This window comes from Microbacterium sp. NPDC064978 (assembly GCF_044543605.1).
In the GTDB taxonomy this organism is placed as follows: domain Bacteria; phylum Actinomycetota; class Actinomycetes; order Actinomycetales; family Microbacteriaceae; genus Microbacterium; species Microbacterium meiriae.
In genome coordinates this window covers 123,626-147,478 of record NZ_JBITWF010000005.1, presented here as the reverse complement: position 1 = coordinate 147,478, position 23,853 = coordinate 123,626, and the positions used below count along the sequence as shown (strand labels likewise).

Annotated in this window: 24 protein-coding genes and 2 tRNA genes; 21 read left to right on the top strand and 5 right to left on the bottom strand. The window is 69.4% G+C overall.

What is annotated here, in order from left to right:
* The first annotated feature begins 14 nt into the window (after positions 1 to 14).
* The 8 genes from rapZ (at position 15) to ACIGJI_RS16180 (ending at position 6,525) form a co-directional block, all read left to right on the top strand.
* Positions 15 to 887 carry an RNase adapter RapZ gene (gene rapZ, locus ACIGJI_RS16215; RefSeq protein ID WP_187661745.1) on the top strand — a complete coding sequence of 291 codons (873 nt, stop codon included), beginning with the start codon at positions 15 to 17 and terminating at the stop codon, positions 885 to 887.
* 63 nt (positions 888 to 950) lie between these two features.
* Positions 951 to 1,928 carry a DNA-binding protein WhiA gene (gene whiA / locus ACIGJI_RS16210; RefSeq protein ID WP_187661744.1) on the top strand — a complete coding sequence of 326 codons (978 nt, stop codon included), beginning with the start codon at positions 951 to 953 and terminating at the stop codon, positions 1,926 to 1,928.
* Between the two features lie 155 nt (positions 1,929 to 2,083).
* Positions 2,084 to 2,710, top strand: a complete 627-nt coding sequence (locus ACIGJI_RS16205) for a superoxide dismutase (RefSeq protein ID WP_025105027.1) — start codon at positions 2,084 to 2,086, stop codon at positions 2,708 to 2,710.
* A gap of 115 nt (positions 2,711 to 2,825) precedes the next feature.
* Positions 2,826 to 3,836, top strand: a complete 1,011-nt coding sequence (gap, locus tag ACIGJI_RS16200) for a type I glyceraldehyde-3-phosphate dehydrogenase (RefSeq protein WP_025105026.1) — start codon at positions 2,826 to 2,828, stop codon at positions 3,834 to 3,836.
* Positions 3,837 to 3,846: 10 nt separating this feature from the next.
* A complete protein-coding gene (locus ACIGJI_RS16195) occupies positions 3,847 to 5,061 on the top strand; it encodes a phosphoglycerate kinase (RefSeq protein WP_292796407.1) in 1,215 nt (404 codons plus the stop codon).
* Positions 5,052 to 5,843 (top strand): triose-phosphate isomerase, encoded by a 792-nt coding sequence (gene tpiA / locus ACIGJI_RS16190; RefSeq protein ID WP_025105024.1) that lies wholly within the window; start codon positions 5,052 to 5,054, stop codon positions 5,841 to 5,843. Before ACIGJI_RS16195 ends, tpiA begins: the two co-directional genes overlap by 10 nt.
* A gap of 80 nt (positions 5,844 to 5,923) precedes the next feature.
* Positions 5,924 to 6,172 carry a preprotein translocase subunit SecG gene (gene secG, locus ACIGJI_RS16185; protein ID WP_025105023.1) on the top strand — a complete coding sequence of 83 codons (249 nt, stop codon included), beginning with the start codon at positions 5,924 to 5,926 and terminating at the stop codon, positions 6,170 to 6,172.
* Entirely contained in the window at positions 6,172 to 6,525 is a 354-nt protein-coding gene (locus tag ACIGJI_RS16180) for an RNA polymerase-binding protein RbpA (RefSeq protein WP_025105022.1), read from the top strand. Before secG ends, ACIGJI_RS16180 begins: the two co-directional genes overlap by 1 nt.
* 56 nt (positions 6,526 to 6,581) lie before the next feature.
* On the opposite strand, the gene ACIGJI_RS16175 is transcribed toward ACIGJI_RS16180, so the two are convergent.
* Both ACIGJI_RS16175 and ACIGJI_RS16170 read right to left on the bottom strand, forming a co-directional pair.
* Complete coding sequence (locus tag ACIGJI_RS16175; protein ID WP_363447307.1) at positions 6,582 to 7,811, bottom strand: hypothetical protein; 1,230 nt, start codon at positions 7,809 to 7,811, stop codon at positions 6,582 to 6,584.
* A 71-nt stretch (positions 7,812 to 7,882) separates the two neighbouring features.
* Positions 7,883 to 7,956 (bottom strand) — tRNA-Gly (locus tag ACIGJI_RS16170).
* A gap of 94 nt (positions 7,957 to 8,050) precedes the next feature.
* Here ACIGJI_RS16170 and ACIGJI_RS16165 point away from each other — a divergent pair.
* The 11 genes from ACIGJI_RS16165 to clpX all read left to right on the top strand — a co-directional run bounded on the left by ACIGJI_RS16165 (position 8,051) and on the right by clpX (position 17,960).
* A tRNA-Pro gene (locus ACIGJI_RS16165) sits at positions 8,051 to 8,124 on the top strand.
* A 60-nt stretch (positions 8,125 to 8,184) separates the two neighbouring features.
* Positions 8,185 to 9,663, top strand: coding sequence for a trigger factor (tig, locus tag ACIGJI_RS16160; protein ID WP_363447306.1), 1,479 nt, complete (start codon positions 8,185 to 8,187; stop codon positions 9,661 to 9,663).
* Between the two features lie 72 nt (positions 9,664 to 9,735).
* A complete protein-coding gene (locus ACIGJI_RS16155) occupies positions 9,736 to 10,230 on the top strand; it encodes a tetratricopeptide repeat protein (RefSeq protein WP_187661739.1) in 495 nt (164 codons plus the stop codon).
* An 81-nt stretch (positions 10,231 to 10,311) separates the two neighbouring features.
* Entirely contained in the window at positions 10,312 to 10,899 is a 588-nt protein-coding gene (locus ACIGJI_RS16150; protein ID WP_025105018.1) for an ATP-dependent Clp protease proteolytic subunit, read from the top strand.
* A gap of 17 nt (positions 10,900 to 10,916) precedes the next feature.
* Entirely contained in the window at positions 10,917 to 11,558 is a 642-nt protein-coding gene (locus tag ACIGJI_RS16145) for an ATP-dependent Clp protease proteolytic subunit (RefSeq protein ID WP_025105017.1), read from the top strand.
* Between the two features lie 153 nt (positions 11,559 to 11,711).
* Positions 11,712 to 12,647: a sugar-binding transcriptional regulator gene (locus tag ACIGJI_RS16140; RefSeq protein WP_363447303.1), complete on the top strand. Its 936-nt coding sequence runs from the start codon at positions 11,712 to 11,714 to the stop codon at positions 12,645 to 12,647.
* Positions 12,644 to 13,645 carry a deoxyribose-phosphate aldolase gene (gene deoC / locus ACIGJI_RS16135; protein WP_025105015.1) on the top strand — a complete coding sequence of 334 codons (1,002 nt, stop codon included), beginning with the start codon at positions 12,644 to 12,646 and terminating at the stop codon, positions 13,643 to 13,645. Before ACIGJI_RS16140 ends, deoC begins: the two co-directional genes overlap by 4 nt.
* Positions 13,646 to 13,655: 10 nt before the next feature.
* On the top strand, positions 13,656 to 15,098 hold the full coding sequence (locus tag ACIGJI_RS16130; protein ID WP_363447301.1) for an aldehyde dehydrogenase family protein: 1,443 nt from the start codon (positions 13,656 to 13,658) through the stop codon (positions 15,096 to 15,098).
* Positions 15,095 to 15,946: an aldehyde dehydrogenase family protein gene (locus ACIGJI_RS16125; RefSeq protein ID WP_259954546.1), complete on the top strand. Its 852-nt coding sequence runs from the start codon at positions 15,095 to 15,097 to the stop codon at positions 15,944 to 15,946. Before ACIGJI_RS16130 ends, ACIGJI_RS16125 begins: the two co-directional genes overlap by 4 nt.
* Before the next feature lie 103 nt (positions 15,947 to 16,049).
* A complete protein-coding gene (locus ACIGJI_RS16120) occupies positions 16,050 to 16,574 on the top strand; it encodes a hypothetical protein (RefSeq protein ID WP_363447299.1) in 525 nt (174 codons plus the stop codon).
* 117 nt (positions 16,575 to 16,691) lie between these two features.
* Positions 16,692 to 17,960, top strand: a complete 1,269-nt coding sequence (gene clpX / locus ACIGJI_RS16115; RefSeq protein WP_187661733.1) for an ATP-dependent Clp protease ATP-binding subunit ClpX — start codon at positions 16,692 to 16,694, stop codon at positions 17,958 to 17,960.
* A gap of 65 nt (positions 17,961 to 18,025) precedes the next feature.
* Here clpX and ACIGJI_RS16110 read toward each other — a convergent pair whose 3' ends face one another.
* Genes ACIGJI_RS16110 through ACIGJI_RS16100 form a run of 3 tightly spaced genes read right to left on the bottom strand, consistent with a single transcriptional unit; the run spans position 18,026 to position 21,536 of the window.
* Positions 18,026 to 18,523, bottom strand: a complete 498-nt coding sequence (locus tag ACIGJI_RS16110) for a GyrI-like domain-containing protein (RefSeq protein ID WP_363447296.1) — start codon at positions 18,521 to 18,523, stop codon at positions 18,026 to 18,028.
* A gap of 19 nt (positions 18,524 to 18,542) precedes the next feature.
* Positions 18,543 to 20,594, bottom strand: coding sequence for a M3 family metallopeptidase (locus ACIGJI_RS16105; RefSeq protein ID WP_363447294.1), 2,052 nt, complete (start codon positions 20,592 to 20,594; stop codon positions 18,543 to 18,545).
* A gap of 9 nt (positions 20,595 to 20,603) precedes the next feature.
* Positions 20,604 to 21,536 (bottom strand): LysR family transcriptional regulator, encoded by a 933-nt coding sequence (locus tag ACIGJI_RS16100; protein ID WP_363447292.1) that lies wholly within the window; start codon positions 21,534 to 21,536, stop codon positions 20,604 to 20,606.
* Positions 21,537 to 21,617: 81 nt separating this feature from the next.
* On the opposite strand from ACIGJI_RS16100, the gene tdh reads away from it, so the two are divergent.
* Positions 21,618 to 22,661 (top strand): L-threonine 3-dehydrogenase, encoded by a 1,044-nt coding sequence (gene tdh, locus ACIGJI_RS16095; RefSeq protein WP_363447290.1) that lies wholly within the window; start codon positions 21,618 to 21,620, stop codon positions 22,659 to 22,661.
* Positions 22,661 to 23,839, top strand: coding sequence for a glycine C-acetyltransferase (locus ACIGJI_RS16090; RefSeq protein WP_363447288.1), 1,179 nt, complete (start codon positions 22,661 to 22,663; stop codon positions 23,837 to 23,839). The genes tdh and ACIGJI_RS16090 overlap by 1 nt, the downstream gene beginning before the upstream one ends.
* Positions 23,840 to 23,853 lie beyond the last annotated feature (14 nt).

The following is a 23,853-nucleotide window of genomic DNA, read 5'->3' as shown; positions in this document are numbered from 1 at the left end:
AGGAGCAGTGAGTGATGTCTGACGGGGAGAAGGGCGAGTTCCTCATCGTCACCGGGATGTCCGGCGCCGGTCGCACCACGGTCGCGAACGCGCTGGAGGACCTCGGCTGGTACGTCGTGGACAACCTGCCGCCGCAGATCCTCCGACCGCTGCTCGACCTCACCGGCATGGGCGGCGATTCGCTGCCGAAGGTCGCCGCGGTCGTCGATGTCCGCGGTCGCAACCTCTTCGACGACTTCCCCGGCGTGGCGCGAGTGCTGCGCACCCGTGGATCGATCCGCGTGCTCTTCCTCGACGCCTCCGACGACGTGCTCGTCCGACGCTTCGAGGCGGTGCGTCGTCCGCACCCCCTGCAGGGCGACGGGACGCTTCTCGACGGCATCCGCATCGAGCGCACCCGGCTGGCGCCGATCCGCGAGGCGGCAGACCTCGTGATCGACACGACGGCGTTGAACATCCACCAGCTGGCGACGAAGGTGTCCGACATCTTCTCGGAGGAGGGCGAGGCCCGGCACCGCGTCACGCTTCTCAGCTTCGGTTTCAAATACGGGCTTCCCACCGATGTGGACGTCGTGGCGGACATGCGCTTCCTGCCGAATCCGTACTGGAATGAAGACCTGCGCGGCCTCACCGGACAGGATGAGACGGTGCGGGAGTACGTGCTCTCCCGCGACGGCGCGGAGGAGTTCCTCGACGCCTACGCGAAGGCTCTCGTGCCGGTCCTCGAGGGGTATCAGCGCGAGAACAAGAGCCACTCCACGATCGCCATCGGGTGCACGGGCGGCAAGCACCGTTCGGTCGCCATGTCCGAGGAGCTCGCCCGCCGACTTGCGGGAATCCCGGGCGTCGCGGTCAACGTCCGCCACCGTGACCTCGGCAGGGAATAGGCCCCCGACCGAGTAAGCTGGAGGTTTGCGTCGCGACCCGGCGCGTGAACGTGAAGGAGTCTCGTGGCACTAACCACCGACGTCAAGGCTGAGCTCGTCAGCATCCGCAATGCACCCCCCACGGTGCGCGTCGCTGAGGTGACGGCCATCCTCCGGTTCGCCGGTGGCCTGCACTCCATCGCCGGCCGGGTGGCGGTGGAGGCGGAGGTGGATGCCGAGACCCTCGCCCGTCGTGTGGCCCGAGACCTCGCCGAGATCTACGGCGTCCGTCCGGAGATCGCCCAGGTGCAGTCGAGCACCGCCAACGACGGCGCCCGGTGGGCCGTCCGCGTCATCGCACAGGGGGAGACGCTGGCCCGCCAGACGGGGCTTCTCGACCAGCGACGCCGCCCGGTCCGCGGGCTCCCGAACCGCCTCACCACGGGTTCCCGCGCCGAGGTCGCCGGACTCTGGCGCGGTGCCTTCCTCGCCGCCGGCTCGCTCAGCGAGCCGGGCCGCTCCGCCATGCTCGAGGTCGCCTGCCCGTCGTCCGAGGCGGCCATGGCACTCGTGGGCGCGGCTCACCGCCTCGGTGTCGCCGCGAAGGCGCGTGAGGTCCGCGGGCTTCCTCGCGTCGTCGTGCGCGAGGGGGAGGCCATCCGCACCATCCTCAGCGAGATGGGTGCCCAGCGCACCGCTCTCGCGTGGGAGGAGCTGCGGCAGCGCCGTGAGGTGCGCGCCGGTGTGAACCGTCTCGTCAACTTCGATGACGCGAACCTCCGCCGTTCCGCGCAGGCCGCCGTGGCGGCATGCGCTCGGGTCGAGCGCGCCCTCGAGATCCTGGCGGATGAGGTGCCCGATCACCTCCGCGTGGCCGGCGAGCTCCGCCTCGCGCACCGCGACGCCAGCCTCGACGAGCTCGGCCACCACGCCGACCCTCCGCTCACGAAGGACGCCGTGGCCGGCCGCATCCGCCGCCTGCTGGCGATGGCCGACAAGCGCGCGCAGCAGGAGGGCATCCCGGGGACCGAGGCCGCCGTCCCCGCGGGCCTCGACGTCTGACCGGTCGACGCGCACACGCGTGTCAACCCCCGGAAGGATCCGGACACCCGGTGCGTTGTCGTCAGTAGGATGAAAGTCGTCCGCTCTCCGTCGCACATCGGCGACGCGGAGCATCGGCAAGCGCCGCGGCGCGGCGCGGATTGGATGAATGCGATATGGCAACCTACACGCTCCCCGACCTTCCCTACGACTTCGCCGCTCTCGAGCCGCACATCAGCGGCAAGATCATGGAGCTGCATCACGACAAGCACCACGCGACCTACGTCGCGGGCGCCAACACGGCCCTGGAGCAGCTCGCCGAGGCCCGTGAGAGCGGCAACCTCGCGAACGTGAACAAGCTCGAGAAGGACCTCGCCTTCAACCTCGGCGGGCACGTCAACCACTCGATCTTCTGGACCAACCTCTCGCCGAACGGCGGCGGCCAGCCCGAGGGCGAGCTCAAGGCCGCCATCGACGAGTACTTCGGCTCCTTCGAGAAGTTCCAGGCGCACTTCACCGCCGCCGCCACCGGCATCCAGGGTTCCGGCTGGGCAGTGCTGAGCTGGGACTCGATCGGCTCGCGCCTGATCATCCAGCAGCTGTTCGACCAGCAGTCGAACACCGCGCAGGGCACCATCCCGCTGTTCCAGCTGGACATGTGGGAGCACGCCTTCTACCTCGACTACCTCAACGTGAAGGCCGACTACGTCAAGGCCGCGTGGAACATCGCCAACTGGGAGAACGTCGCCCAGCGCCTCGAGGTCGCCCGTCAGCAGACGAACGGCCTGCTGGTACTGTCGTAATCGGGTCGCGTCCCGGCGGGCCCACGGCTCGTCGGGGCGCCATCTCAGCCAAAAAACCCGCGCATGGCGCACGCTCGACGGCGGCGCTCGGCGCATGAGAAACAGGGAGACCTGAGTGTCTGTCAAGATCGGTATCAACGGCTTCGGCCGCATCGGACGCAACTACTTCCGCGCAGCTCTCGCGCAGGGAGCAGACCTTGAGATCGTCGCGGTCAACGACCTCACCGACAACAAGACCCTGGCGCACCTGCTGAAGTACGACTCGGTCAGCGGCGTCCTCGACGCCGAGATCACGTACGACGACGACAGCATCACCGTCGACGGCAAGGAGATCAAGGCTTTCGCAGAGCGCGACCCCGCCAACCTCCCGTGGGGCGAGCTGGGCGTGGACATCGTCATCGAGTCGACCGGCTTCTTCACCAACGCCGACGCCGCGCGCAAGCACATCGACGCCGGTGCGAAGAAGGTCCTCATCTCGGCTCCGGCCACCGGTGACGACCGCACCATCGTCATGGGCGTGAACGAGGAGACGTACAACCCGGAGACGGACCACATCATCTCCAACGCCTCCTGCACCACGAACTGCCTCGCGCCGCTGGCCAAGGTGTTCAACGACGCCTTCGGCATCGACCGCGGCTTCATGATGACGGCGCACGCGTACACCGCGGACCAGAACCTGCAGGACGGCCCGCACAAGGACCTCCGTCGTGCCCGCGCCGCCGCGATCAACATCACGCCGGCCTCGACGGGGGCTGCGAAGGCCATCGGCCTCGTGCTGCCCGAGCTGAACGGCAAGCTCAGCGGCTCGTCCTACCGCGTGCCGGTTCCCACGGGCTCGATCGTCGACCTGACGCTCATCACGGACCGCGAGAACCTGACGGTGGACGAGGTCAACGAGGCCTACAAGAAGGCTGCGGCCGAGGGTCGTCTGGCCGGGTACCTGCAGTACAACGAGGACCCGATCGTGTCGAGCGACATCGTGCACAACCCGCACTCGTCGATCTTCGACTCCACGCTCACCAACGTCAGCGGCAACCTGATCAAGGTGTCGAGCTGGTACGACAACGAGTGGGGCTACTCCAACCGTCTCGTCGACCTGACCGAGTACGTCGCCGAGCGCATCTGAGCTCCGACACATGACTCTGCGCACCCTGGACTCACTGGGTTCGCTCGAGGGCAAGCGCGTCATCGTCCGTTGTGATCTGAACGTCCCCCTTCGGGACGGGATCATCACGGACGATGGCCGTGTCCGCGCCTCGCTGCCGACCCTGAAGACCCTCATCGACGCGGGCGCCCGCGTCGTCGTCTGCTCGCACCTGGGACGCCCCGACGGCGCACCCGATCCGCAGTTCAGCCTGGAGCCGGTCGCGCAGCGACTGTCCGAGCTGCTCGGCGCACCGGTCGCCTTCGCGGGCGACACGGTCGGCGAAGCCGCGAAGGACGCTGTGGCGTCCCTCGAGAACGGCCAGGTCGTCGTGATCGAGAACCTCCGGTTCAACCCGGGGGAGACCTCGAAGGACGAGGCAGAGCGTGGTGCCTTCGCGGCCCAGCTCGCGGAGCTGGGCGACGTGCTCGTGTCCGACGGCTTCGGAGTCGTGCACCGCAAGCAGGCGAGCGTCTACGACCTCGCGAAGCTGCTGCCCTCGGCGGCCGGCCTCCTGATCGCGACCGAGCTCGACGTGCTCGACCGCTTGACGGAGAATCCGGAGCGGCCGTACGCGGTGGTGCTCGGCGGGTCCAAGGTGAGCGACAAGCTCGGAGTCATCTCGCACCTGCTCCCGCGGGTCGACCGCATCCTGGTCGGCGGCGGCATGCTCTTCACCTTCCTGAAGGCGCAGGGGCATGCCGTCGCGTCGAGCCTCCTCGAGGAGGACCAGCTCGAGACCGTGCGCGGATACATCGCCGAGGCGGCCGAGCGCGGCGTGGAGCTCGTGCTCCCCACCGACGTGGTCGTCGCCGCGTCCTTCGGTGCGGACGCGGACCACGAGGTCGCCGCCGCGGACGCGATCGAGGAGACGGCGTTCGGTTCGTCGGGCATCGGCCTCGACATCGGGCCGGACACCGCGGCGCGCTTCGCCGAGGTCATCCGCGGATCGAAGACCGTGTTCTGGAACGGCCCGATGGGCGTGTTCGAGTTCCCGGCCTTCGCCGCAGGGACGAAGGCGGTCGCGCAGGCGCTGACCGAGGTCGACGGCCTCAGCGTGGTCGGTGGCGGCGACTCCGCCGCAGCCGTCCGTCAGCTCGGATTCACCGACGACCAGTTCGGGCACATCTCGACCGGCGGCGGCGCGAGCCTCGAATTCCTCGAGGGCAAGAAACTACCTGGGCTGGAGGTCCTCGGATGGGCGTGAGCTCCCGTACCCCGCTGATCGCGGGCAACTGGAAGATGAACCTGGATCACCTGCAGGCGGTGGCGTTCGTGCAGAAGCTGCACTGGACGCTGAAGGACGCCAAGCACGAGGACGGATCCGTGGAGGTGGCGGTCTTCCCGCCCTTCACCGACATCCGCAGCGTGCAGACGCTGATCGACGCGGACAAGATCCCGTTCGCGTTCGGTGCGCAGGACGTCTCGGCGCACGACTCCGGGGCGTACACCGGCGAGATCTCCGGCGCGTTCCTGGCGAAGCTCGACGCGAAGTACGTCATCATCGGGCACTCCGAGCGTCGCGAGTACCACGCCGAGTCCGACGAGATCGTGGCCGGCAAGGTGAAGGCTGCTCTCAAGCACGGCCTCTCCCCGGTGATCTGCGTCGGTGAGACGGCGGAGGACCTGGAGAAGTTCGGCGCCAGCGCGGTTCCGGCCGGACAGCTCGAGGCCGCGCTGCAGGGCGTCTCGCCCTCGGCCGACATCGTCGTCGCGTATGAGCCGGTCTGGGCCATCGGGTCGGGTCAGGCGGCCACGCCGCAGCAGGCGCAGGACGTGTGCGCGGCACTCCGCGGCGTGATCGCGAAGGTCCTCGGCGACGAGGCGGCTGCGCGCACCCGCATCCTGTACGGCGGCTCCGTCAAGGCGGCGAACATCGCCAGCTTCATGCGCGAGCCCGACGTGGACGGCGCTCTGGTCGGCGGCGCGAGCCTCGTCGTCGACGAGTTCGCGGCGATCATCCGTTTCGAGAAGCACGTCGGCGTGTGAGTGCGGCGGGGCTCCGGCCCCGCTGCACCGTATACTTGACCGTTACGGGGGCGCTCCGGCCCCAGCGAAAGGCTCTTTCCGTGGCAATTCTCGAGTTCGTCCTGCAAGTCGTGCTGGGCATCACCAGCGTCCTGCTGACTCTCCTCATCCTCTTGCACAAGGGTCGCGGTGGCGGCCTGTCCGACATGTTCGGCGGCGGCATGACCACTGCGGTCGGCTCCTCCGGTCTCGCGGAGCGGAACCTGAACCGCTTCACCGTCGTCCTGGCGCTCACGTGGTTCATCGCCATCGTGGCGCTCGGCCTCATCACGAAGTTCGAGGTGATCTGATGGCTACCGGTGGAAACGCGATCCGCGGTACCCGTGTCGGTTCCGGTCCCATGGGGGAGCAGGACCACGGCTATCACGCCGACCGCATCGCGGTGTCGTACTGGGACGGCCTCGGCAACGAGACGGTGCGCTACTTCGCCGCCGGCCTCCCCGAGGAGGAGATCCCAGAGATCATCGACCACCCGCAGTCGGGTCTCCCGGCCGGGCGCGACAAGGAGAACCCTCCCGCCGTCGCGAAGGCCGAGCCGTACAAGACGCACCTCGCTTACGTGAAGGAGCGCCGGACGGACGAAGAGGCCGTCCAGCTCCTGGAGGACGCCCTCACTCAGCTGCGCGAGCGTCGGGGTCAGTGACCGCCGACTGAGCGAGAGGAGAAGCCGCCGTGATGATCACGGCGGCTTCTTCCGTCTCAGCGGCAGCCGGCCGCGGCGTCGATGTAGTTCTGCGGGGGATACCCGTAGGCCCATACGCCGTTGGCGTCGTCCGTGAAGCCCATGCTGATGGCCCAGGCCGTCGCCCACTTCTCGATGCTGTCCTGCGTGGACGAGTCGTACATGTCCTGACACTTCACGCTGATCGCATGACCCACCTCGTGGGCGACGAGTGCCCTGCTGCGCTCTGCGGGCCACTGCTCCGCGACCGAGTTCGACAGCTCGATGACCGCGCGTCCCGGCTCGTCCCACCACCAGGTGGTGTAGCCGCCCATGCTGCCGTTGTACCCGGCGCCGTTGACGACGGGTGCCCAGTCGAACTCCAACAGGACGCCGGGCGCGAGCGAGCGGGCGAAGGCCTCGATCTCGAGCCGGGCGTTCCGCAGTGGGCCCGCCTTCTCCGCGAGCTCCGCGTCCTCGGCCGCGACGACATCGGTGGCCGCCTTCTGCAGGGCGACGTAGGCGGCCGCAGCCGCGTCGTCGACCTCAGTGACGGCGAGAGCATCCGCGGCGGCTCCGCGCAGAGCGATCACGGCGGCGTTGCGGGTCGACGGATGCGCGCTCTCGAAGGCGCCGGCGGCCTCGGCCGCGGTGGTGAGCACGGCCACGCCGTTCGTCCGGACCGCGTCCACGCTCGCGGCGGCGGACGTGGAGGCGCTGTCCATCGACTCGGCGACGTCGCGCAGGGTGCTCTGGTCCTCGGCGAGACGGCTCGTCGCGGCGAAGAGGTCCCAGAACCAGCCGGGTTTCGTCTCGTCGGCCGGGAGCCGCGTCGCGAGGACGTCCTCGGCCTCGCCGCCCGTGGTCTCGCCCTCCGCCACGGCGGAGTCCAGGGCCGCCCAGAGGTCCTCGGGAACGGCGAGGGCGGGCGCGCCGGTGTCGATGATGACATGCCCGGCGTCCGTCGCCGCGATCAGATCGGCGGTCCGCTGTCGGAGTTCCGTCTGCTGGGCGGTCACCGATCGGGTGGCGTCCTCGACCCCGCTGGCGGCCTCGTCGTATCCCTGGTTCGCCACGAGCTGCGTGATGCCGAGACCGGTCAACACCACGACCGTGCCGATGGCGCCGGCGAGGATGCCCTTCAGCCTTCGCCGGTCGCGCGGCGGCCGGGGGACGCCGGACGCGGAGGAGAGGACGGGCGGGAGACGATGCCCACCCGGAGCCAGCCCCGTGGCGGTCGCGGCAACCGACGGCGGAGGGGCGGTCACGAGGCGCTCATCTCGGCAGGCCTTCCGGTCGGGAGCTGATCCTGTCAGCGTATTCGACCGAGGTGACGACGTGGAGGGGGTGACGGGAATCGAACCCGCGCAATCAGTTTGGAAGACTGAGACTCTACCATTGAGCTACACCCCCGGAACCGGAGTCCGGACTCCATCGATCATAGCGGACGGTCGGGCGTGCTCCTGTCCGTTAGACTCGATGGGGCTGAATCTGCGTGCGGATTCCCCGGGGCGTAGCTCAGCTTGGTAGAGCGCCCGCTTTGGGAGCGGGAGGTCGCAGGTTCAACTCCTGTCGCCCCGACTCGACCCCACGACCTTCCAGCCGCGTTCTGCGCGGAAACCACAAGGAGAACACACCAGCATGGCGAACAGCACCGTCGAGAAGCTGACCCCGACCCGGGTCAAGCTCACCATCACGGTCACCCCGGACGACCTCAAGCCGAGCATCGCGCACGCCTACGAGCACATCGCGCAGGACGTCCAGATCCCCGGCTTCCGCAAGGGCAAGGTGCCGGCTCCGATCATCGACCAGCGCATCGGCCGCGGCGCCGTCATCGAGCACGCCGTCAACGAGGGCCTGGACAAGTTCTTCCGCGAGGCGACCGCCGAGCACAAGCTCCGCATCGTCGGTCGTCCGTCGGCCGAGATCACGCAGTGGCCCAACGAGAAGGACTTCTCGGGCGACCTGCTCGTCGACGTCGAGGTCGACGTGCGCCCGGAGATCGAGCTCCCCGACTACGCGGGCATCACCCTCGAGGTCGACGCCGTGGAGGCCGACGAGGCCGCCCTCGACGCCGAGCTGGAGAACATGCGCGCCCGCTTCGGCACGCTCATCCCCGTCGACCGCCCCGCAGCCAAGGGCGACTTCGTCGAGCTGGACCTCGTCGCGACGATCGACGGCAGCGAGATCGACCGCGCCGAGGGCGTCTCCTACGAGATCGGCTCCGGCGAGCTCCTCGAGGGCATCGACGACGCGATCGAGTCGCTCACCGCCGGTGAGGACACCACCTTCCGCTCCGCCCTCGTCGGTGGCGACCACGCCGGCAAGGAGGCGGAGGTCTCCGTCACCGTCAAGGCCGTCAAGGAGCGTGAGCTTCCCGAGGCCGACGACGAGTTCGCGCAGATCGCGAGCGAGTTCGACACCATCGCGGAGCTGCGCGACAGCCTGCGCGAGCGCGTCGAGCAGCAGGGCGTCTTCACGCAGGGCTCCGCCGCCCGCGACAAGCTCGTCGAGACGCTGCTCGCGCAGATCGAGATCCCGGTCCCGCCGCAGCTCATCGAGGACGAGGTGCACAACCACCTCGAGGGCGAGGGTCGTCTCGAGGACGACGTGCACCGCGCCGAGGTGACCGAGGCCAGCGAGAAGCAGTTCCGCACGCAGGTGCTGCTCGACACGATCGCCGAGCAGGCCGACGTGCAGGTCTCGCAGGAGGAGCTCTCGCAGTACCTCATCCAGTCCGCCGCGCAGTACGGCATGGCGCCGCAGGAGTTCGTCGAGGCGCTGCAGTCCTCGAACCAGCTCCCGGCCCTGGTCGGCGAGGTCGCCCGTAACAAGGCACTCGCGATCGCACTGGGCAAGGTCAAGGTCGTGGACACCAACGGCAAGGCCGTCGACCTCTCCGACTTCGTCGTGACCGACGACGAGGCCGAGGCCGAGGGCGAGAAGGCCGCCGAGGCTGAGGAGAAGCCCGCCGCGAAGAAGAAGGCTCCGGCCAAGAAGGCGGCCGCCAAGAAGGACGCCGACGCGGACGAGAAGCCCGCCGCGGCGAAGAAGCCCGCCGCCAAGAAGCCGGCTGCGAAGAAGGCTCCGGCCAAGAAGGATGCCGACACCGCCGAGTGATCGGCACGGTCGAGTGAAGAGGGCGGGTGCTGCGGCATCCGCCCTCTTTCTCATCGAGGGAAGGACGACAGGATGACGAGCTGGGACGACCGCATCGATCAGGTGTGGGCGGACGCTTCGGGAGAAGAGGTCGGCGACGAGACGATCGCGCGCATCGACGCCCTCGCCGCGGAACGGGGTGCGGACGACGCCCGGGCCGAGTTCGAGCGCGCCGGTGCCCGCGATTCCGCCGGACGCCCGGCGGAGGCCGTGGAGCTCTACCGTCGCGCCCTGGCGCTCGGCCTCGATGAGGAGCATCGCCCGCAGTGCGTGATCCAGCTCGCGAGCTCGCTGCGTAACCTCGGCGACTACGACGAGGCGCTGCGCGTCATCCGCGCCGAGGAGGAGATCGCGGCGGACGGACCGTATCGCGACGCGGTCGCGGTGGTGCACGCCCTCATCCTCGCCAGTGCCGGCCGACCCGCGCAGGGCCTGTCGGTGGCCATCCTCGCGCTCGTCCCGCACCTGCCGCGCTACCACCGATCCATGACGGCGTATGCCCAGGAGATCGCCGGCAGCGACACCTGATATGCCGACGGCGAACACGACCTAGGGGCTGTGCGCGCGCCGGTAGATTCGAATCACTGAAACACGGAAGCAGGAGCTGACATGGCTGAACCCCTCGTCGCGACAAGCGTCTTCGACAGGTTGCTGAAGGACCGCATCATCTGGCTCGGCTCGGAGGTGCGAGACGACAACGCCAACGAGATCTGCGCGAAGATCCTCCTTCTCGCCGCCGAAGACTCCGAGAAGGACATCTACCTCTACATCAACTCGCCCGGCGGCTCGATCACCGCGGGCATGGCGATCTACGACACGATGCAGTTCGTGCCGAACGACATCGTCACGGTCGGCATCGGCATGGCCGCGTCCATGGGCCAGCTGCTGCTGACGAGCGGCACCAAGGGCAAGCGCTACATCACGCCGAACGCCCGCGTGCTGCTGCACCAGCCGCACGGCGGCTTCGGCGGCACCGCGAGCGACATCCAGACCCAGGCGCAGCTCATCCTGTCGATGAAGAAGCGCCTCGCCGAGATCACCGCGTCGCAGACCGGCAAGCCCGTCGAGCAGATCAACGCCGACGGCGACCGCGACCGCTGGTTCACGGCGGAGGAGGCCCTCGAGTACGGCTTCGTCGACCACATCCGCGAGCACGCCAGCGACGTCACCGGCGGCGGCGGCACGGGCGTCGAGTAAGGATTCGAGAGGACACCATGTACACACCCACGTTCCAGTCCGCCGGAAACCTGCCCTCCAGCCGTTATGTGCTGCCGCAGTTCGAAGAGCGCACCGCCTACGGCTTCAAGCGCCAGGACCCGTACAACAAGCTGTTCGAGGACCGCGTGATCTTCCTCGGCGTGCAGGTCGACGACGCGTCGGCCGACGATGTCATGGCGCAGCTCCTCGTCCTGGAGAGCCAGGACTCCGAGCGCGACATCACCATGTACATCAACTCGCCCGGTGGCTCCTTCACCGCGATGACGGCGATCTACGACACGATGCAGTACGTCGCGCCGCAGATCCAGACCGTCGTGCTCGGCCAGGCGGCCTCGGCCGCCTCCGTGCTGCTCGCGGCGGGTGCCCCCGGCAAGCGTCTCGCGCTGCCGAACGCCCGCGTGCTGATGCACCAGCCGGCGATGGGAGAGGCCGGGCACGGTCAGGCCTCGGACATCGAGATCCAGGCGGCGGAGATCCTCCGCATGCGCACCTGGCTGGAGGAGACCATGGCCCGTCACACCGGCAAGCCGGTCGAGCAGGTCAACCGCGACATCGATCGCGACAAGATCCTCTCGGCCAACGAGGCACTGGAGTACGGCATCGTCGACCAGGTGCTCACCTCGCGCAAGCGCGCGTAGTCCGCACCGGCAGAAGAGGACGCCCGTCGAGCGACGGGCGTCCTCTTCGCGTCTCCGGCGGATGCGCGCGGGAGGATGGCGCAGATGCGCATATGAGCAGATGGATGCGCGAACGCTGAATCCGGCCTACCCTGGAGGAGGAAGGAGGACACCGTGGAAGAAGATCTGCTCATGGTCCGGGTCGCCGAGCTGTACTACGACGAGGACAAGACGCAGGACGAGATCGGTGGTCTCCTGAAGATCTCCCGGTGGAAGGTCGGGCGCCTCCTCACGCAGGCGCGGCAGCGCGGCATCGTCCGCATCGAGATCGTCCACCCGCGCGCCCGTCGGCTCGGCCTCGAGCGCGAGCTCGTGGAGCGCTTCGGCCTCACCGATGCCGTGGTCGTCCCCTCACCCGAAGGCGACGAGGGCACTCTGGAGCGCGTCGCTCAGGCGGCCGCCGACTTCCTGACCGCCCTCCGCCCTGTTCCGCGCACCCTCGGGGTGAGCTGGGGCAAGACGCTCCGCGCCGTGGCCGAGGCCCTTCCCGACGGCTGGGCGAACGGTGTCACCGTCGTGCAGCTCAACGGCGGCGTCAGCCTCAACCGGCGCTCGGGCGGGGCCGCGGGACTCGCAGTGACCATCGCCCAGCGCGCCTCCGGCCAGGTCTCCCTGCTGCCGAGCCCCGCGATCCTGGAGCACGTCGAGACGAAGCAGGCGATCGAAGGGGACCGCACCGTCGCGGCCGTGCTGGAGGAGGCCGCGGACGCCCAGGCGTTCCTGTTCACCGCCGGCCCCTGCGATGCGACCTCCGCCCACGTCGAGAACGGCTATCTCACCGCCGAGGATGTGGAGGAGCTCGCGCGCCGCGGCGCCGTCGGCGACGTCCTCGGGCGCTACGTCGACGCCGAGGGCCACATCGTCGACCCGCAGCTGGACGCCCGTACGGTCGGCGTCTCGCTCGACCGCCTGCGCGGCGCCGCGCGGGCCATCTTCGTGACGGCGGGCCCCGCCAAGCACGACATCGCGCGCACGGTCGTGACCAGCGGCCTGTGCGGGGTCCTGGTGACCGATGAGACCACAGCACGAGCATTGTTGGAGGAACAGTGACGACGACAGAACTCAGCCGCAGGACGGCGGTGGACGTCCTCGGCGGTGAGCCGGACGACGCGACCCTCCGTCGCTTCCTGCACGGCCTCCCCGGCGTGGACGCCGTCGGGCTGGAGCAGCGCGCTGCCGGCCTCGGCACCCGCTCCATCAAGACGACGTCGAAGGCGTGGGCGCTGGACACGATCATCAAGCTGATCGACCTGACCACCCTGGAGGGCGCGGACACCCCCGGCAAGGTACGGTCCCTCGTCGCCAAGGCGAAGAACCCCGACGCCGCCGACCCCTCGACGCCCCGCGTCGCCGCGGTCTGCGTCTACGGTGACATGGTCGCCGGCGCGGTCGAGGCCCTCGGCAGCCTGCACGGCGACCCCGACGACGGCCTCATCTCGGTCGCCGCCGTGGCCACCGCCTTCCCGAGCGGCCGGTCCTCCCTCGCGATCAAGCTCGCCGACACCGCGGAGGCGGTCGCGGCCGGTGCGGACGAGATCGACATGGTCATCGACCGGGGTGCGTTCCTGTCCGGCCGCTACGGGCTGGTGTTCGACCAGATCGCCCAGGTCAAGGAGGCGTGCCGCCGCGAGGACGGCTCGTACGCCTCGCTCAAGGTGATCCTCGAGACCGGCGAGCTGAACACGTACGACAACATCAAGCGCGCCTCCTGGCTCGGCATCCTCGCCGGCGGTGACTTCATCAAGACCTCGACGGGCAAGGTGCAGCCGGCGGCGACGCTGCCGACCACGCTGCTGATGCTGGAGACGGTGCGCGACTGGTACCGCGGGACGGGGGAGCGCATCGGCGTGAAGCCCGCCGGCGGCATCCGCTCGTCCAAGGACGCGGTCAAGTACCTGGTGACCGTCGCCGAGACCGTGGGGGAGGAGTGGCTCCAGCCGCACCTGTTCCGCTTCGGCGCCTCGAGCCTGCTCAACGACGTGCTCCTGCAGCGCCAGAAGCTCACCACCGGCCACTACTCCGGCCCCGACTACGTCACGATCGACTAGGACACCCGACATGTCATTCCTGGAATACGCTCCGGCTCCGGAGTCCACGGCGGTGCTGAACCTCAAGGACAGCTACGGGCTGTTCATCGACGGCGAGTTCGTCGACGGCTCCGGCACCCCCTTCCGCACCATCTCCCCGGCGACGGAGAAGGAGATCGCCGAGATCGCCTCCGCCGACGACGCGGACATCGACCGCGCCGTCGCCGCGGCCCGTCGCGCCTACGACAAGGTCTGGTCGCGGATGAGCGGCCGCGACAGGGGCAAGTACCTGTTCCGCATCGCCCGCCTCGTGCAGGAGCGTGCCCGTGAGCTGGCCGTCGCCGAGAGCCTCGACAACGGCAAGCCCATCAAGGAGAGCCGCGACGTGGACGTGCCGCTCGTGGCGTCCTGGTTCTTCTACTACGCGGGGTGGGCCGACAAGCTCGACTACGCCGGTCTCGGCGCGAACCCGCGCGCCCTGGGCGTCGCCGGGCAGGTCATCCCGTGGAACTTCCCGCTGCTGATGCTCGCGTGGAAGCTGGCGCCCGCGCTGGCGGCCGGGAACACGGTCGTGCTCAAGCCGGCCGAGACCACGCCGCTGACGGCACTGATCTTCGCCGAGATCCTGCAGCAGGCCGATCTCCCCGCCGGTGTCGTGAACATCGTCACGGGGGCCGGGTCGACCGGGGCCGCCCTGGTCCGTCACCCGGACGTCGACAAGGTCGCGTTCACCGGCTCGACGGGTGTCGGTCGCGACATCGCCCGGGCTGTCGCGGGGACGAACAAGAAGCTGACGCTGGAGCTGGGCGGCAAGGCCGCGAACATCGTGTTCGACGACGCGCCAATCGATCAGGCTGTCGAGGGCATCGTCAACGGCATCTTCTTCAACCAGGGCCACGTGTGCTGCGCCGGGAGCCGTCTGCTCGTGCAGGAGTCGATCCACGACGAGGTCGTCGACCGGCTGAAGAACCGGCTGTCGACGCTGCGTCTCGGTGACCCGCTCGACAAGAACACGGACATCGGCGCGATCAACTCCGCGGCGCAGCTCGCCCGCATCCGCGAGCTGAGCGACATCGGCGAGGCCGAGGGCGCGGAGCGCTGGACCGCCGACTGCGCGATCCCGGAGCAGGGCTTCTGGTTCGCCCCGACGATCTTCACCGGGGTCGAGGCCTCGCACCGTATCGCCCGCGACGAGGTCTTCGGCCCGGTGCTGTCGGTCCTCACCTTCCGGACGCCCGCCGAGGCGATCGCGAAGGCCAACAACACGCCGTACGGCCTCTCGGCGGGCATCTGGTCGGACAAGGGCTCGCGCATCCTCGCAGTCGCGGATCGGCTGCGTGCGGGCGTCGTGTGGGCCAACACGTTCAACCGTTTCGACCCGTCGAGCCCGTTCGGCGGCTACAAGGAGTCCGGATTCGGCCGCGAGGGCGGTCGCCAGGGGCTCACCGCCTACCTCAAGGGAGCCGCAGCATGAGCAAGCGACTGACCGTTCCGAAGACCTACAAGCTCGCCATCGGCGGGGCCTTCCCCCGCAGCGAGTCCGGACGCACGTACGAGGTCGTCTCCCGCAAGGGCGCCTTCCTCGCCAACGCCGCCAAGGCCTCCCGCAAGGACGCCCGTGATGCGGTCGTCGCCGCGCGCGCCGCCGTCAAGGGCTGGTCGGGGGCGACGGCCTACAACCGCGGCCAGGTGCTCTACCGCGTCGCCGAGGTGCTCGAGGGACGTCGCGCACAATTCGTCGACGAGATCGTGGCGCAGGAGGGCATCTCGTCCTCGGCGGCCACGGCGCAGGTCGACGAGGCGATCGATCTCTGGGTCTGGTACGCCGGGTGGTGCGACAAGTACGCCCAGGTGGCGGGCAACGCGAACCCCGTCTCCGGTCCGTACTTCAACATCTCGGTGCCAGAGCCCACCGGTGTGGTCGCGATCGTGGCGCCGCAGGACTCGGCGCTGCTCGGCCTGGTCTCTGTCGTCGCCCCGGCCCTTGTCGCCGGGAACACCGTCGTCGTGGTCGCGAGCGAGCAGTACCCGCTCTCCGCGATCAGTCTCGCCGAGGTGCTCGCGACCAGCGACGTCCCCGGCGGCGTGGTGAACGTGCTCACCGGTTCGCCGGCCGAGATCGCCCCCTGGCTCGCCTCGCACCAGGATGTGAACGCCCTCGACCTCGCCGGCGCCGGTGCGCTGGAGTGGGTCGACATGCAGATCGCCGCAGCGGACACGCTGAAGCGCGTGCTCGCCCCCGGCGACGTGGTCGCGTCGCCGGAGCGGATCGCCGCCTTCACCGAGGTCAAGACGGTCTGGCACACGAAGAGCATGGTCTGACGACACGTCAGGATGGCTGAGGGCCCTGTCGCGTACCGCGCGGCGGGGCCCTCGTCGTTCGAGCAGCGTGCGCGTGACGCCGGTGCTGTGGTTTCATGGCGGCATGATGGCGACCTCCGGCGTCCGCGCCCGCCCCGGGCGAGTGACGCTCGTGCTGGCGGCGATCCTGCTTCTCGACGGCTGCGCAGCGGCGCCGGCCGACGTCACCGCCGGAGAGCCGACGCCGACCGTGACCCCGACCGTCGCCTGCGCGCAGGTGGACGGCGCCGAGCTTCCGCCGGAGTGTGCGCCGTACGACCCGAAACACGCGATGGAACAGAACGACCGGCATCGTGAGCGGATGGAGACGTCGGCCGAGGCGCGGGCGGCCGCCGAGCAGCCGGTGGCGGACCTCCGCGTGCGTCTCGAAGCACTGCGCACGGAGAGCACGATCTCTGTGACCTCCGTCGAGGACGCCTTGCGCGAGGTCGGCCTCGTCCATCACGTCGCCCGAGGAGATGCGCGCGCGGTGGCGTTCGGTGCCGACGGTCCCGAGGGCGGCTGCGTCTTCGGGGAGGTGCGTCCGGACGAGGTGCGGATCGATGTCGGGGGATACATCGTGGACGGCGGCTGCCTCCCCGCGGAATGACGGCGGAGACACCGTCATCCGCCGGACCCGCCGAACGACTCGTCGCCAATGCGGCCCGGTGTCGTATGCAGCGGTTAGGCTCGAAGAACGATCCTGATCCCCCCGAGGAGGACGCGCATGGCCCGCATCGGTGAAAGCGCTGACCTGTTCAAGTGCTCGTTCTGCGGAAAGAGCCAGAAGCAGGTGCAGCAGCTCATCGCCGGACCCGGCGTGTACATCTGCGACGAGTGCGTCGAGCTCTGCAACGAGATCATCGAAGAGCGCATGGCGGAGTCGTCCGCTGAGGGCGTGGCCGAGTTCGAGCTTCCGAAGCCTCGCGAGATCTTCACGTTCCTCGAGGAGTACGTCGTCGGACAGGAGCCCGCGAAGCGCGCGCTGTCCGTCGCCGTCTACAACCACTACAAGCGCGTCCGCGCCCACGGCACGCTGCAGCCGGCCGAGCAGAAGGCCGAAGAGATCGAGATCGCGAAGAGCAACATCCTGCTCATCGGCCCGACGGGCTGCGGTAAGACCTATCTGGCGCAGACGCTCGCCAAGCGCCTCAACGTGCCGTTCGCCGTCGCCGACGCGACCGCGCTGACGGAGGCCGGCTACGTCGGCGAAGACGTCGAGAACATCCTCCTCAAGCTCATCCAGGCCGCGGACTATGACGTGAAGCGCGCCGAGCAGGGCATCATCTACATCGACGAGGTCGACAAGATCGCCCGCAAGGCCGAGAACCCGTCGATCACCCGCGATGTGTCGGGCGAGGGTGTGCAGCAGGCCCTGCTGAAGATCATCGAGGGCACGGTCGCCTCGGTGCCGCCGCAGGGCGGTCGCAAGCACCCGCACCAGGAGTTCCTGCAGATCGACACCTCGAACGTGCTCTTCATCGTGGCCGGTGCCTTCGCCGGGCTGGAGGACATCGTCTCGGCGCGCGTGGGCAAGCACGGCGTCGGCTTCGGCGCTCCGCTGCACGACAAGGGCAAGGACCTCGACCTTTTCAGCGAGGTGCTCCCGGAAGACCTCCACAAGTTCGGGCTCATCCCGGAGTTCATCGGTCGCCTGCCTGTCGTCACCAACGTGTCGCCGCTCGACCAGGCCGCGCTCATCGACATCCTCACGGGGCCGCGCAACGCGCTCGTGAAGCAGTATCAGCGCATGTTCGAGCTCGACGGCGTCCAGCTGGAGTTCGAGGAGGACGCGCTGCGGTCGATTGCGGATCTGGCGGTCGAGCGCAAGACGGGTGCCCGTGGTCTCCGTGCCATCCTGGAGGACGTGCTCGGTCCGGTCATGTTCGAGATCCCGTCTGCGGAGGACGTCGCTAAGGTGATCATCACCCGTGCCGCCGTCGACGAGGGGGCCCCGCCCACCATCGTGATGGAGCGCAAGCGCAAGAGCGCCTGAGCGCCGGGCGCCGGCGGGTCAGACACCCCCCGCGGACGCGGTGAGCAGATCGCAGGCGTGCCTGCTCACGCCACCGGCATGAGCAGGTCTGTGCGGAGCTCGTCCGGATCGATGCCGGGGTCCGAGACGTACGCCTCGATCCAGAGGCCGCGTGGGTGCAGCCCGGCCTCCGCCGCGCGTGCGACCAGCCCGGCCCATCCGGCGCCGAGACCGTCGTAGGAGCCGAAGACGGTGGTCGCGACGGCCTGCCCGGTCGGCAGGGCCGACGCCACGATGGCGGTTCCGTCGCCGGTGGCGATCGGGTCGGACGGTGCGGCCTGCACCGGGAAGCCGAGCTCCAGATCGAACACGCCCATCGGATCGCCGTGATAGATCGCGAGCGCCGGTCCGGTGGGGATCAGCCTTCCGGCGGCGAAGGCCGCGGCGATCGCCCCGTAGCCGGTGTCGAAAGCGTCACGGAGGTCGGCGAGGCGGATACCCTTGTGCTGGATGACGGCGAGGGGAACGGCGTCCAGCTCCAGGCTGTCCGCCGGGCCGAAGGGAGCGTCGGGGAATGCGTCCATGCGCTCAGGGTCTCACGACTCAGGAATCCAGTCCACGGCGTTTCAGGAGCGGCTCGATGTCGGCGTCCCGCCCGCGGAAGTCGCGGTAGGCGGCCAGCGGGTCCTTCGAGCCGCCGACCCCGAGCAGCCGGTCGCGGAAACGGTCCCCATTGGCCCTGGTGAGCCCGCCGTTCTCTCGGAACCACTCGACGGTGTCGGCGTCGAGCACCTCGCTCCAGATGTACGAGTAATACCCCGCGCTGTAACCGCCGGAGAAGACGTGCGCGAAGTACGTGGAGGAATACCGGGTCGGCACGGCGGGGTCATCCAGCCCGATGTCGGCCAGCGCTGCGGCCTCGAACGCGGCGACATCCTCCACCGTGTCCTCGGTGGAGAGCCGGTGCCACGCCTGATCCAGCCACGCTGCGGCGAGGTACTCGCTGGTCGCGTGCCCTTGATCGAACGTCGCAGTCGCCCGCAGCCGCTGCACGATGGCGGGATCCAGCGGCTCGCCGGTCTCGTGGTGCCGGGCATAGTGGTCCAGGACCTCCGGCCAGAGGATCCACATCTCGTTCACCTGACTGGGGAACTCGACGAAGTCGCGGAACACGTTGGTCCCGGCGAAGTGCGGGTAGGTGACCGTGGCGAACAGGCCGTGCAGGGCGTGCCCGAACTCGTGGAACAGCGTCGTCACCTCGTCGAGCGTCAGCAGCGTGGGCTCGCGGTCCCCGGGCTGCGGGACGTTGAGGTTGTTCACCACGACCGGGGCGCTGCCGCGCAGCCGGGACTGGCTGACGATCGCGTTCATCCATGCCCCGCCGCGCTTGGAGTCGCGGGTGTAGAGATCGAGCACGTAGAGGCCCAGGGGAGAGTCGTCGGCGTTGCGCACCTCGAACACGCGGGCCTGCGGGTGATAGGCCGCGAGGTCCTGCCGCTCGTGGAACGTCACCCCGTACAGGCGGGTCGCCGCGAAGAACACGCCGTCCTGCAGCACCCGCTCCGCCTCGAACCAGGGGCGCAGGGCGGCGGTGTCGATGTCGTAGCGGGCAGTGCGCACGCGCTCGGTGTAGAACGCCCAGTCGTGGGCCTCCACGGGGAAGGGCTCCGGCTCGGTCTCGTCGACGATCGCCTGGAGCGCGTCCCGTTCGGCGCGGGCGTTCCGGGCGGACGGCGCAGCCAGCCGGCGCAGCATCCGCTCGACGGCCTCGGGGGAGCCCGCCGTCTCGTCGGCGGTGATGTACGCGGCATGCGACGGATATCCGAGGAGGCGCGCGCGCTCGGCGCGGAGGCGCACGATCTCGCGCAGCACCGGGCGGTTGTCGTTGCCGTTGTCGCGCGAGCCCCGCGCGCGCGACGCCGCCATGATCCGGCGACGGGATTCCCGCACCGCGAGCCGGGCGAGGGCCGGATGGCCGGTGAACAGCGGCAGGGTGAGGAGGTAGCGGCCGTCGAGCCCTCGGTCGGCCGCGGCGCGCGCCGCGGACGAGAGCTCGCCCGCACTCAGGCCCTCCAGCTCGGCGGCGGAGTCGAAGACCACGGCGAGGTCGTTCGTTTCGCTCAGCAGGTTCCGCTCGAACGTGTTCGTGAGCACGGACAGCTTCTGGTTCAGACCCGTGAGCTGCGCCTTCGCGTCGTCGTCGAGCCCGGCGCCGGCATGCGTCATCTCGCGGTGGTAGCGCTCCACGAGATACCGCTGCTCGGAATCGAGGCCGAGCGCCTCACGCTGGTCGTACACGTGGGCCACGCGGGCGTAGAGCGCCGCATCCAGCGTGATCGCGTCCTCATGGGCGGCCATGAGCGGAGCGAGCTCTTCATCGATCGCCTGGATCTCCGGCGTGGCGTCGGCGGAGCTCACGGTGTAGAAGGCGTGCGCCACCCGGTCGAGGAGCTCGCCCGACCGCTCCAGCGCCTCGAGCGTGTTCTCGAACGTCGGCATCGACCGCACGCGGGTGATGTTCGCGACCTCCGCGAGCTGCTCCGCGAAACCGGCTCGGAAGGCGGGGAGATAGTGCTCCGGGCGGATGGCCTGATAGTCCGGGAGCCCGAAGGGAAGGGTCGACGGCTGCAGCAGCGGATTCGTGGCGTCGCTCATCCTCCGAGCCTAGCCACCGCCATCCCCGGAACGTTCCGTGCTCAGACGGGTCATCACCTCTCGCAGGGCGTCGACGACGACACGGACCGAGCGGCGGCGCAGGTTCTCCGGGCGCGCGAGGACGTCGATCATGCGGTGCGTGCTCACGCCGCGCAGGGGGATGCGTACAATGTCGCGATCGTCGACGCTGCGCGAGGTGAACCGGGGGAGCATTCCCAGGACGCCGCCGGCCGCGACAACCGCCGACACCGCGCCGTAGTCGTTGATGCGGTGGCGGACCTCGACCGGGCGGCGGGCGACGGCGGCGACGGCACGGAGCACGTCGTCGGGGGAGTACCCCACGCGGCTCGTCACCCAGTGCTCGTCGGCGACCTCGTCCGGCGAGAGGGTGCGGCGACCGGCGAGAGGATGTGCGGCGGCGACCGCGACGTCCAGGGGCTCGCGGACGAGACCCACGGCGCGGACGCCCTCGGTCGGCCACGGTGCGGAGTGCTCCATCCGATGGGCGAGGACGAGGTCGTACCGCGCGGTGAGCCCGGGGAACTCGCTCTGCGCGACATCCTCGTCCGTGAGACGCACGGTCGGGGCGTGCTCCTTCCCTGACAGCTCCCGCACGAGCGGGCCGAAGAGCGCCTGACCGACGCTGTGGAAGCCGCTGACGCTCACCTCTCCCGTCGCGGCGCCCTCGAAGTCGTCCAGTGCGTGCCGCGCTGCGGCCATGGCATCGATGGCCTCGGCGCCGGCCGCCGCGAGGACCTCGCCGGCAGAGGTCAGCACGAGCGTGCGGCCCTGGCGACGGGTGAGCGGGGCGGGGAAGGAGCGCTGCAGCGCGGCGAGCTGCTGGGAGACGGCGGACGGGGTGACCCGGAGCGTATCGGCGACAGCCGTCACGCTGCCCAAGGCTCCGAGTTCGCGGAGGATCTGGAGCTGATGGAGCTCCACGTCGATAGTTTAGACCTGGCTATAGAGACGTTGCAGAAGGTGCCGATTGTTCTACAGCGACGTATGCGATGAGATCGGAGCATGAAGGCTCTGTTCAAGGAGGAACCCGGCGCCGGCCTCGCGCTCGTGGAGCGACCCGATCCCACCGCCGGCCCCGGCGAGGTCGTCATCCGCGTCCTCCGCACCGGCATCTGCGGGACCGATCTGCACATCCGGCGATGGGACGACTGGGCGGCCTCCGCGATCTCCGCGCCCCTCATCCCGGGACATGAGTTCTACGGCGAGGTCGTCGAGGTCGGATCGCTCGTCCATGACATCGCCGTCGGCGACCGGGTCTCCGGCGAAGGACACATCGTCTGCGGCACCTGCCGGAACTGTCGTGCCGGACGGCGGCAGATATGCATCCGCACCATCGGGCTCGGTCTGCAACGCGACGGTGCCTTCGCCGAGTACCTCTCGCTGCCGGCGACCAACGTGTGGGTCCACCACGCCGAGGTCGCTCCGGAGCTCGGCGCGATCTTCGACCCGCTCGGCAACGCCGTGCACACCGCCCTCCGCTTCCCTCTGGTCGGCGAGGACGTCCTCGTCACCGGCTGCGGCCCGATCGGCCTGATGGCGATCGCCGTCGCCCGGCATGCCGGTGCCCGCTTCATCGTGGGGACCGACGTGAGCGGCCCGCGCCTGGAGATGGCGCGAGGGATGGGAGCAGACGACGTCGTCGACGTCTCCCGCCAGGAGATCCGCGACGCGCAGCGTGCGCTCGGCATGCGCGAGGGGTTCGACATCGGCTTCGAGATGAGCGGCGCGGCATCGGCGCTCCCGGCGATGATCGACAACATGAACCACGGCGGACGGATCGCCATGCTTGGGCTGCCGTCGACGGGGTTCGACATCGATTGGGGCAAGCTCGTCACGCATATGCTCACCATCACCGGCATCTATGGTCGCGAGATGTTCGAGACCTGGAACGCCATGGGGGCGATGCTGCAGACGAGTGCGACACTGCGGGCGGCCATCGGTCGCGTGATCGCCGAGGTCGTGCCGGCGCGCGACTGGGAGCGCGGATTCGCGGCGGCGGAGTCCGCCGGCACGGGCAAGATCATCCTCGACTGGACGGAACTGTGATGTACGCGACCTTCAAGGACCATGTGGCGCGGGAGCTGGCGGGGATCGAGGAGGCCGGGCTCACCAAGCATGAGCGCGGCATCCGCGGTCCGCAGCGGGCGGAGATCACGGCCGACGGCGCCGAGGTGCTCAACTTCTGCGCGAACAACTACCTCGGGCTCGCCGACGACCCCCGCATCCTCGCTGCGGCCCGGACGGCCCTGGACGAGTGGGGGTACGGGCTCGCGAGCGTGCGCTTCATCTGTGGCACGCAGGAGCAGCACCTCGAACTCGAGCGTCGGCTGGCGGACTTCCTCGGCACCGACGACGCGATCCTCTACTCGTCCTGCTTCGACGCCAACGGCGGTGTCTTCGAGACGCTGTTCTCCGCGGAGGACGCGATCATCTCGGACGAGTTGAACCACGCGTCCATCATCGACGGCATCCGCCTCTCGAAGGCGCGCCGACTCCGGTACCGCAACCGCGACATGGCGGATCTGGAGGAGCAGTTGCGGGCGGCCGCCGATGCCCGGTTCCGCGTGATCGTGACCGACGGCGTCTTCTCGATGGACGGCTACATCGCCCCGCTCGCTGAGATCTGCGACCTCGCCGAGCGGTACGACGCCCTCGTCTTCGTGGACGACTCGCACGCGGTCGGCTTCGTCGGGGAGAACGGGCGGGGGACGCCGGAGCTGTGCGGCGTCGCAGATCGTGTCGACATCTACACCGGCACCTTCGGCAAGGCGTTGGGCGGCGCCTCCGGGGGGTACGTCGCCTCCCACGCGGAGATCGTCGCGCTGCTGCGTCAGCGTTCCCGTCCGTACCTGTTCTCGAACACCCTCGCTCCGGCCATCGTGGCCGGTACCCTGACCGCACTCGACCTCGTCGAGGGATCGGCGGACCTGCGGGCGCGGCTGCGGGACAACGCAGCCCTGTTCCGCACCCGGATGGCGGAGGAAGGCTTCGATCTGCTTCCCGGAGAGCACCCGATCGTGCCGGTCATGTTCGGTGATGCCGCGCTCACAGCCCGGATCGCCGCGGCGATGCAGGACCAGGGCGTCTACGTGACGGCGTTCAGCTTCCCGGTGGTGCCGCGGGGGAAGGCGCGCATCCGGGTGCAGCTCTCCGCCGCGCACTCCGCCGAGCAGGTCGAGCGCTGTGTGACGGCCTTCGTCGCGGCGCGGGGTGCGGTGAGCTGACCGCGTTGCAAAGA

Excerpts from the sequence above, each read along its gene's own strand:
- rapZ (WP_187661745.1), top strand. The coding sequence starts at position 15 with ATGTCTGACGGGGAGAAGGGCGAGTTCCTCATCGTCACCGGGATGTCC.
- ACIGJI_RS16205 (WP_025105027.1), top strand. The coding sequence starts at position 2,084 with ATGGCAACCTACACGCTCCCCGACCTTCCCTACGACTTCGCCGCTCTC.
- ACIGJI_RS16195 (WP_292796407.1), top strand. The coding sequence starts at position 3,847 with ATGACTCTGCGCACCCTGGACTCACTGGGTTCGCTCGAGGGCAAGCGC.
- tpiA (WP_025105024.1), top strand. The coding sequence starts at position 5,052 with ATGGGCGTGAGCTCCCGTACCCCGCTGATCGCGGGCAACTGGAAGATG.
- ACIGJI_RS16180 (WP_025105022.1), top strand. The coding sequence starts at position 6,172 with ATGGCTACCGGTGGAAACGCGATCCGCGGTACCCGTGTCGGTTCCGGT.
- tig (WP_363447306.1), top strand. The coding sequence starts at position 8,185 with ATGGCGAACAGCACCGTCGAGAAGCTGACCCCGACCCGGGTCAAGCTC.
- ACIGJI_RS16155 (WP_187661739.1), top strand. The coding sequence starts at position 9,736 with ATGACGAGCTGGGACGACCGCATCGATCAGGTGTGGGCGGACGCTTCG.
- ACIGJI_RS16150 (WP_025105018.1), top strand. The coding sequence starts at position 10,312 with ATGGCTGAACCCCTCGTCGCGACAAGCGTCTTCGACAGGTTGCTGAAG.
- ACIGJI_RS16145 (WP_025105017.1), top strand. The coding sequence starts at position 10,917 with ATGTACACACCCACGTTCCAGTCCGCCGGAAACCTGCCCTCCAGCCGT.
- ACIGJI_RS16130 (WP_363447301.1), top strand. The coding sequence starts at position 13,656 with ATGTCATTCCTGGAATACGCTCCGGCTCCGGAGTCCACGGCGGTGCTG.
- ACIGJI_RS16125 (WP_259954546.1), top strand. The coding sequence starts at position 15,095 with ATGAGCAAGCGACTGACCGTTCCGAAGACCTACAAGCTCGCCATCGGC.
- ACIGJI_RS16120 (WP_363447299.1), top strand. The coding sequence starts at position 16,050 with ATGATGGCGACCTCCGGCGTCCGCGCCCGCCCCGGGCGAGTGACGCTC.
- clpX (WP_187661733.1), top strand. The coding sequence starts at position 16,692 with ATGGCCCGCATCGGTGAAAGCGCTGACCTGTTCAAGTGCTCGTTCTGC.
- ACIGJI_RS16110 (WP_363447296.1), bottom strand. The coding sequence starts at position 18,523 with ATGGACGCATTCCCCGACGCTCCCTTCGGCCCGGCGGACAGCCTGGAG.
- ACIGJI_RS16105 (WP_363447294.1), bottom strand. The coding sequence starts at position 20,594 with ATGAGCGACGCCACGAATCCGCTGCTGCAGCCGTCGACCCTTCCCTTC.
- tdh (WP_363447290.1), top strand. The coding sequence starts at position 21,618 with ATGAAGGCTCTGTTCAAGGAGGAACCCGGCGCCGGCCTCGCGCTCGTG.
- ACIGJI_RS16090 (WP_363447288.1), top strand. The coding sequence starts at position 22,661 with ATGTACGCGACCTTCAAGGACCATGTGGCGCGGGAGCTGGCGGGGATC.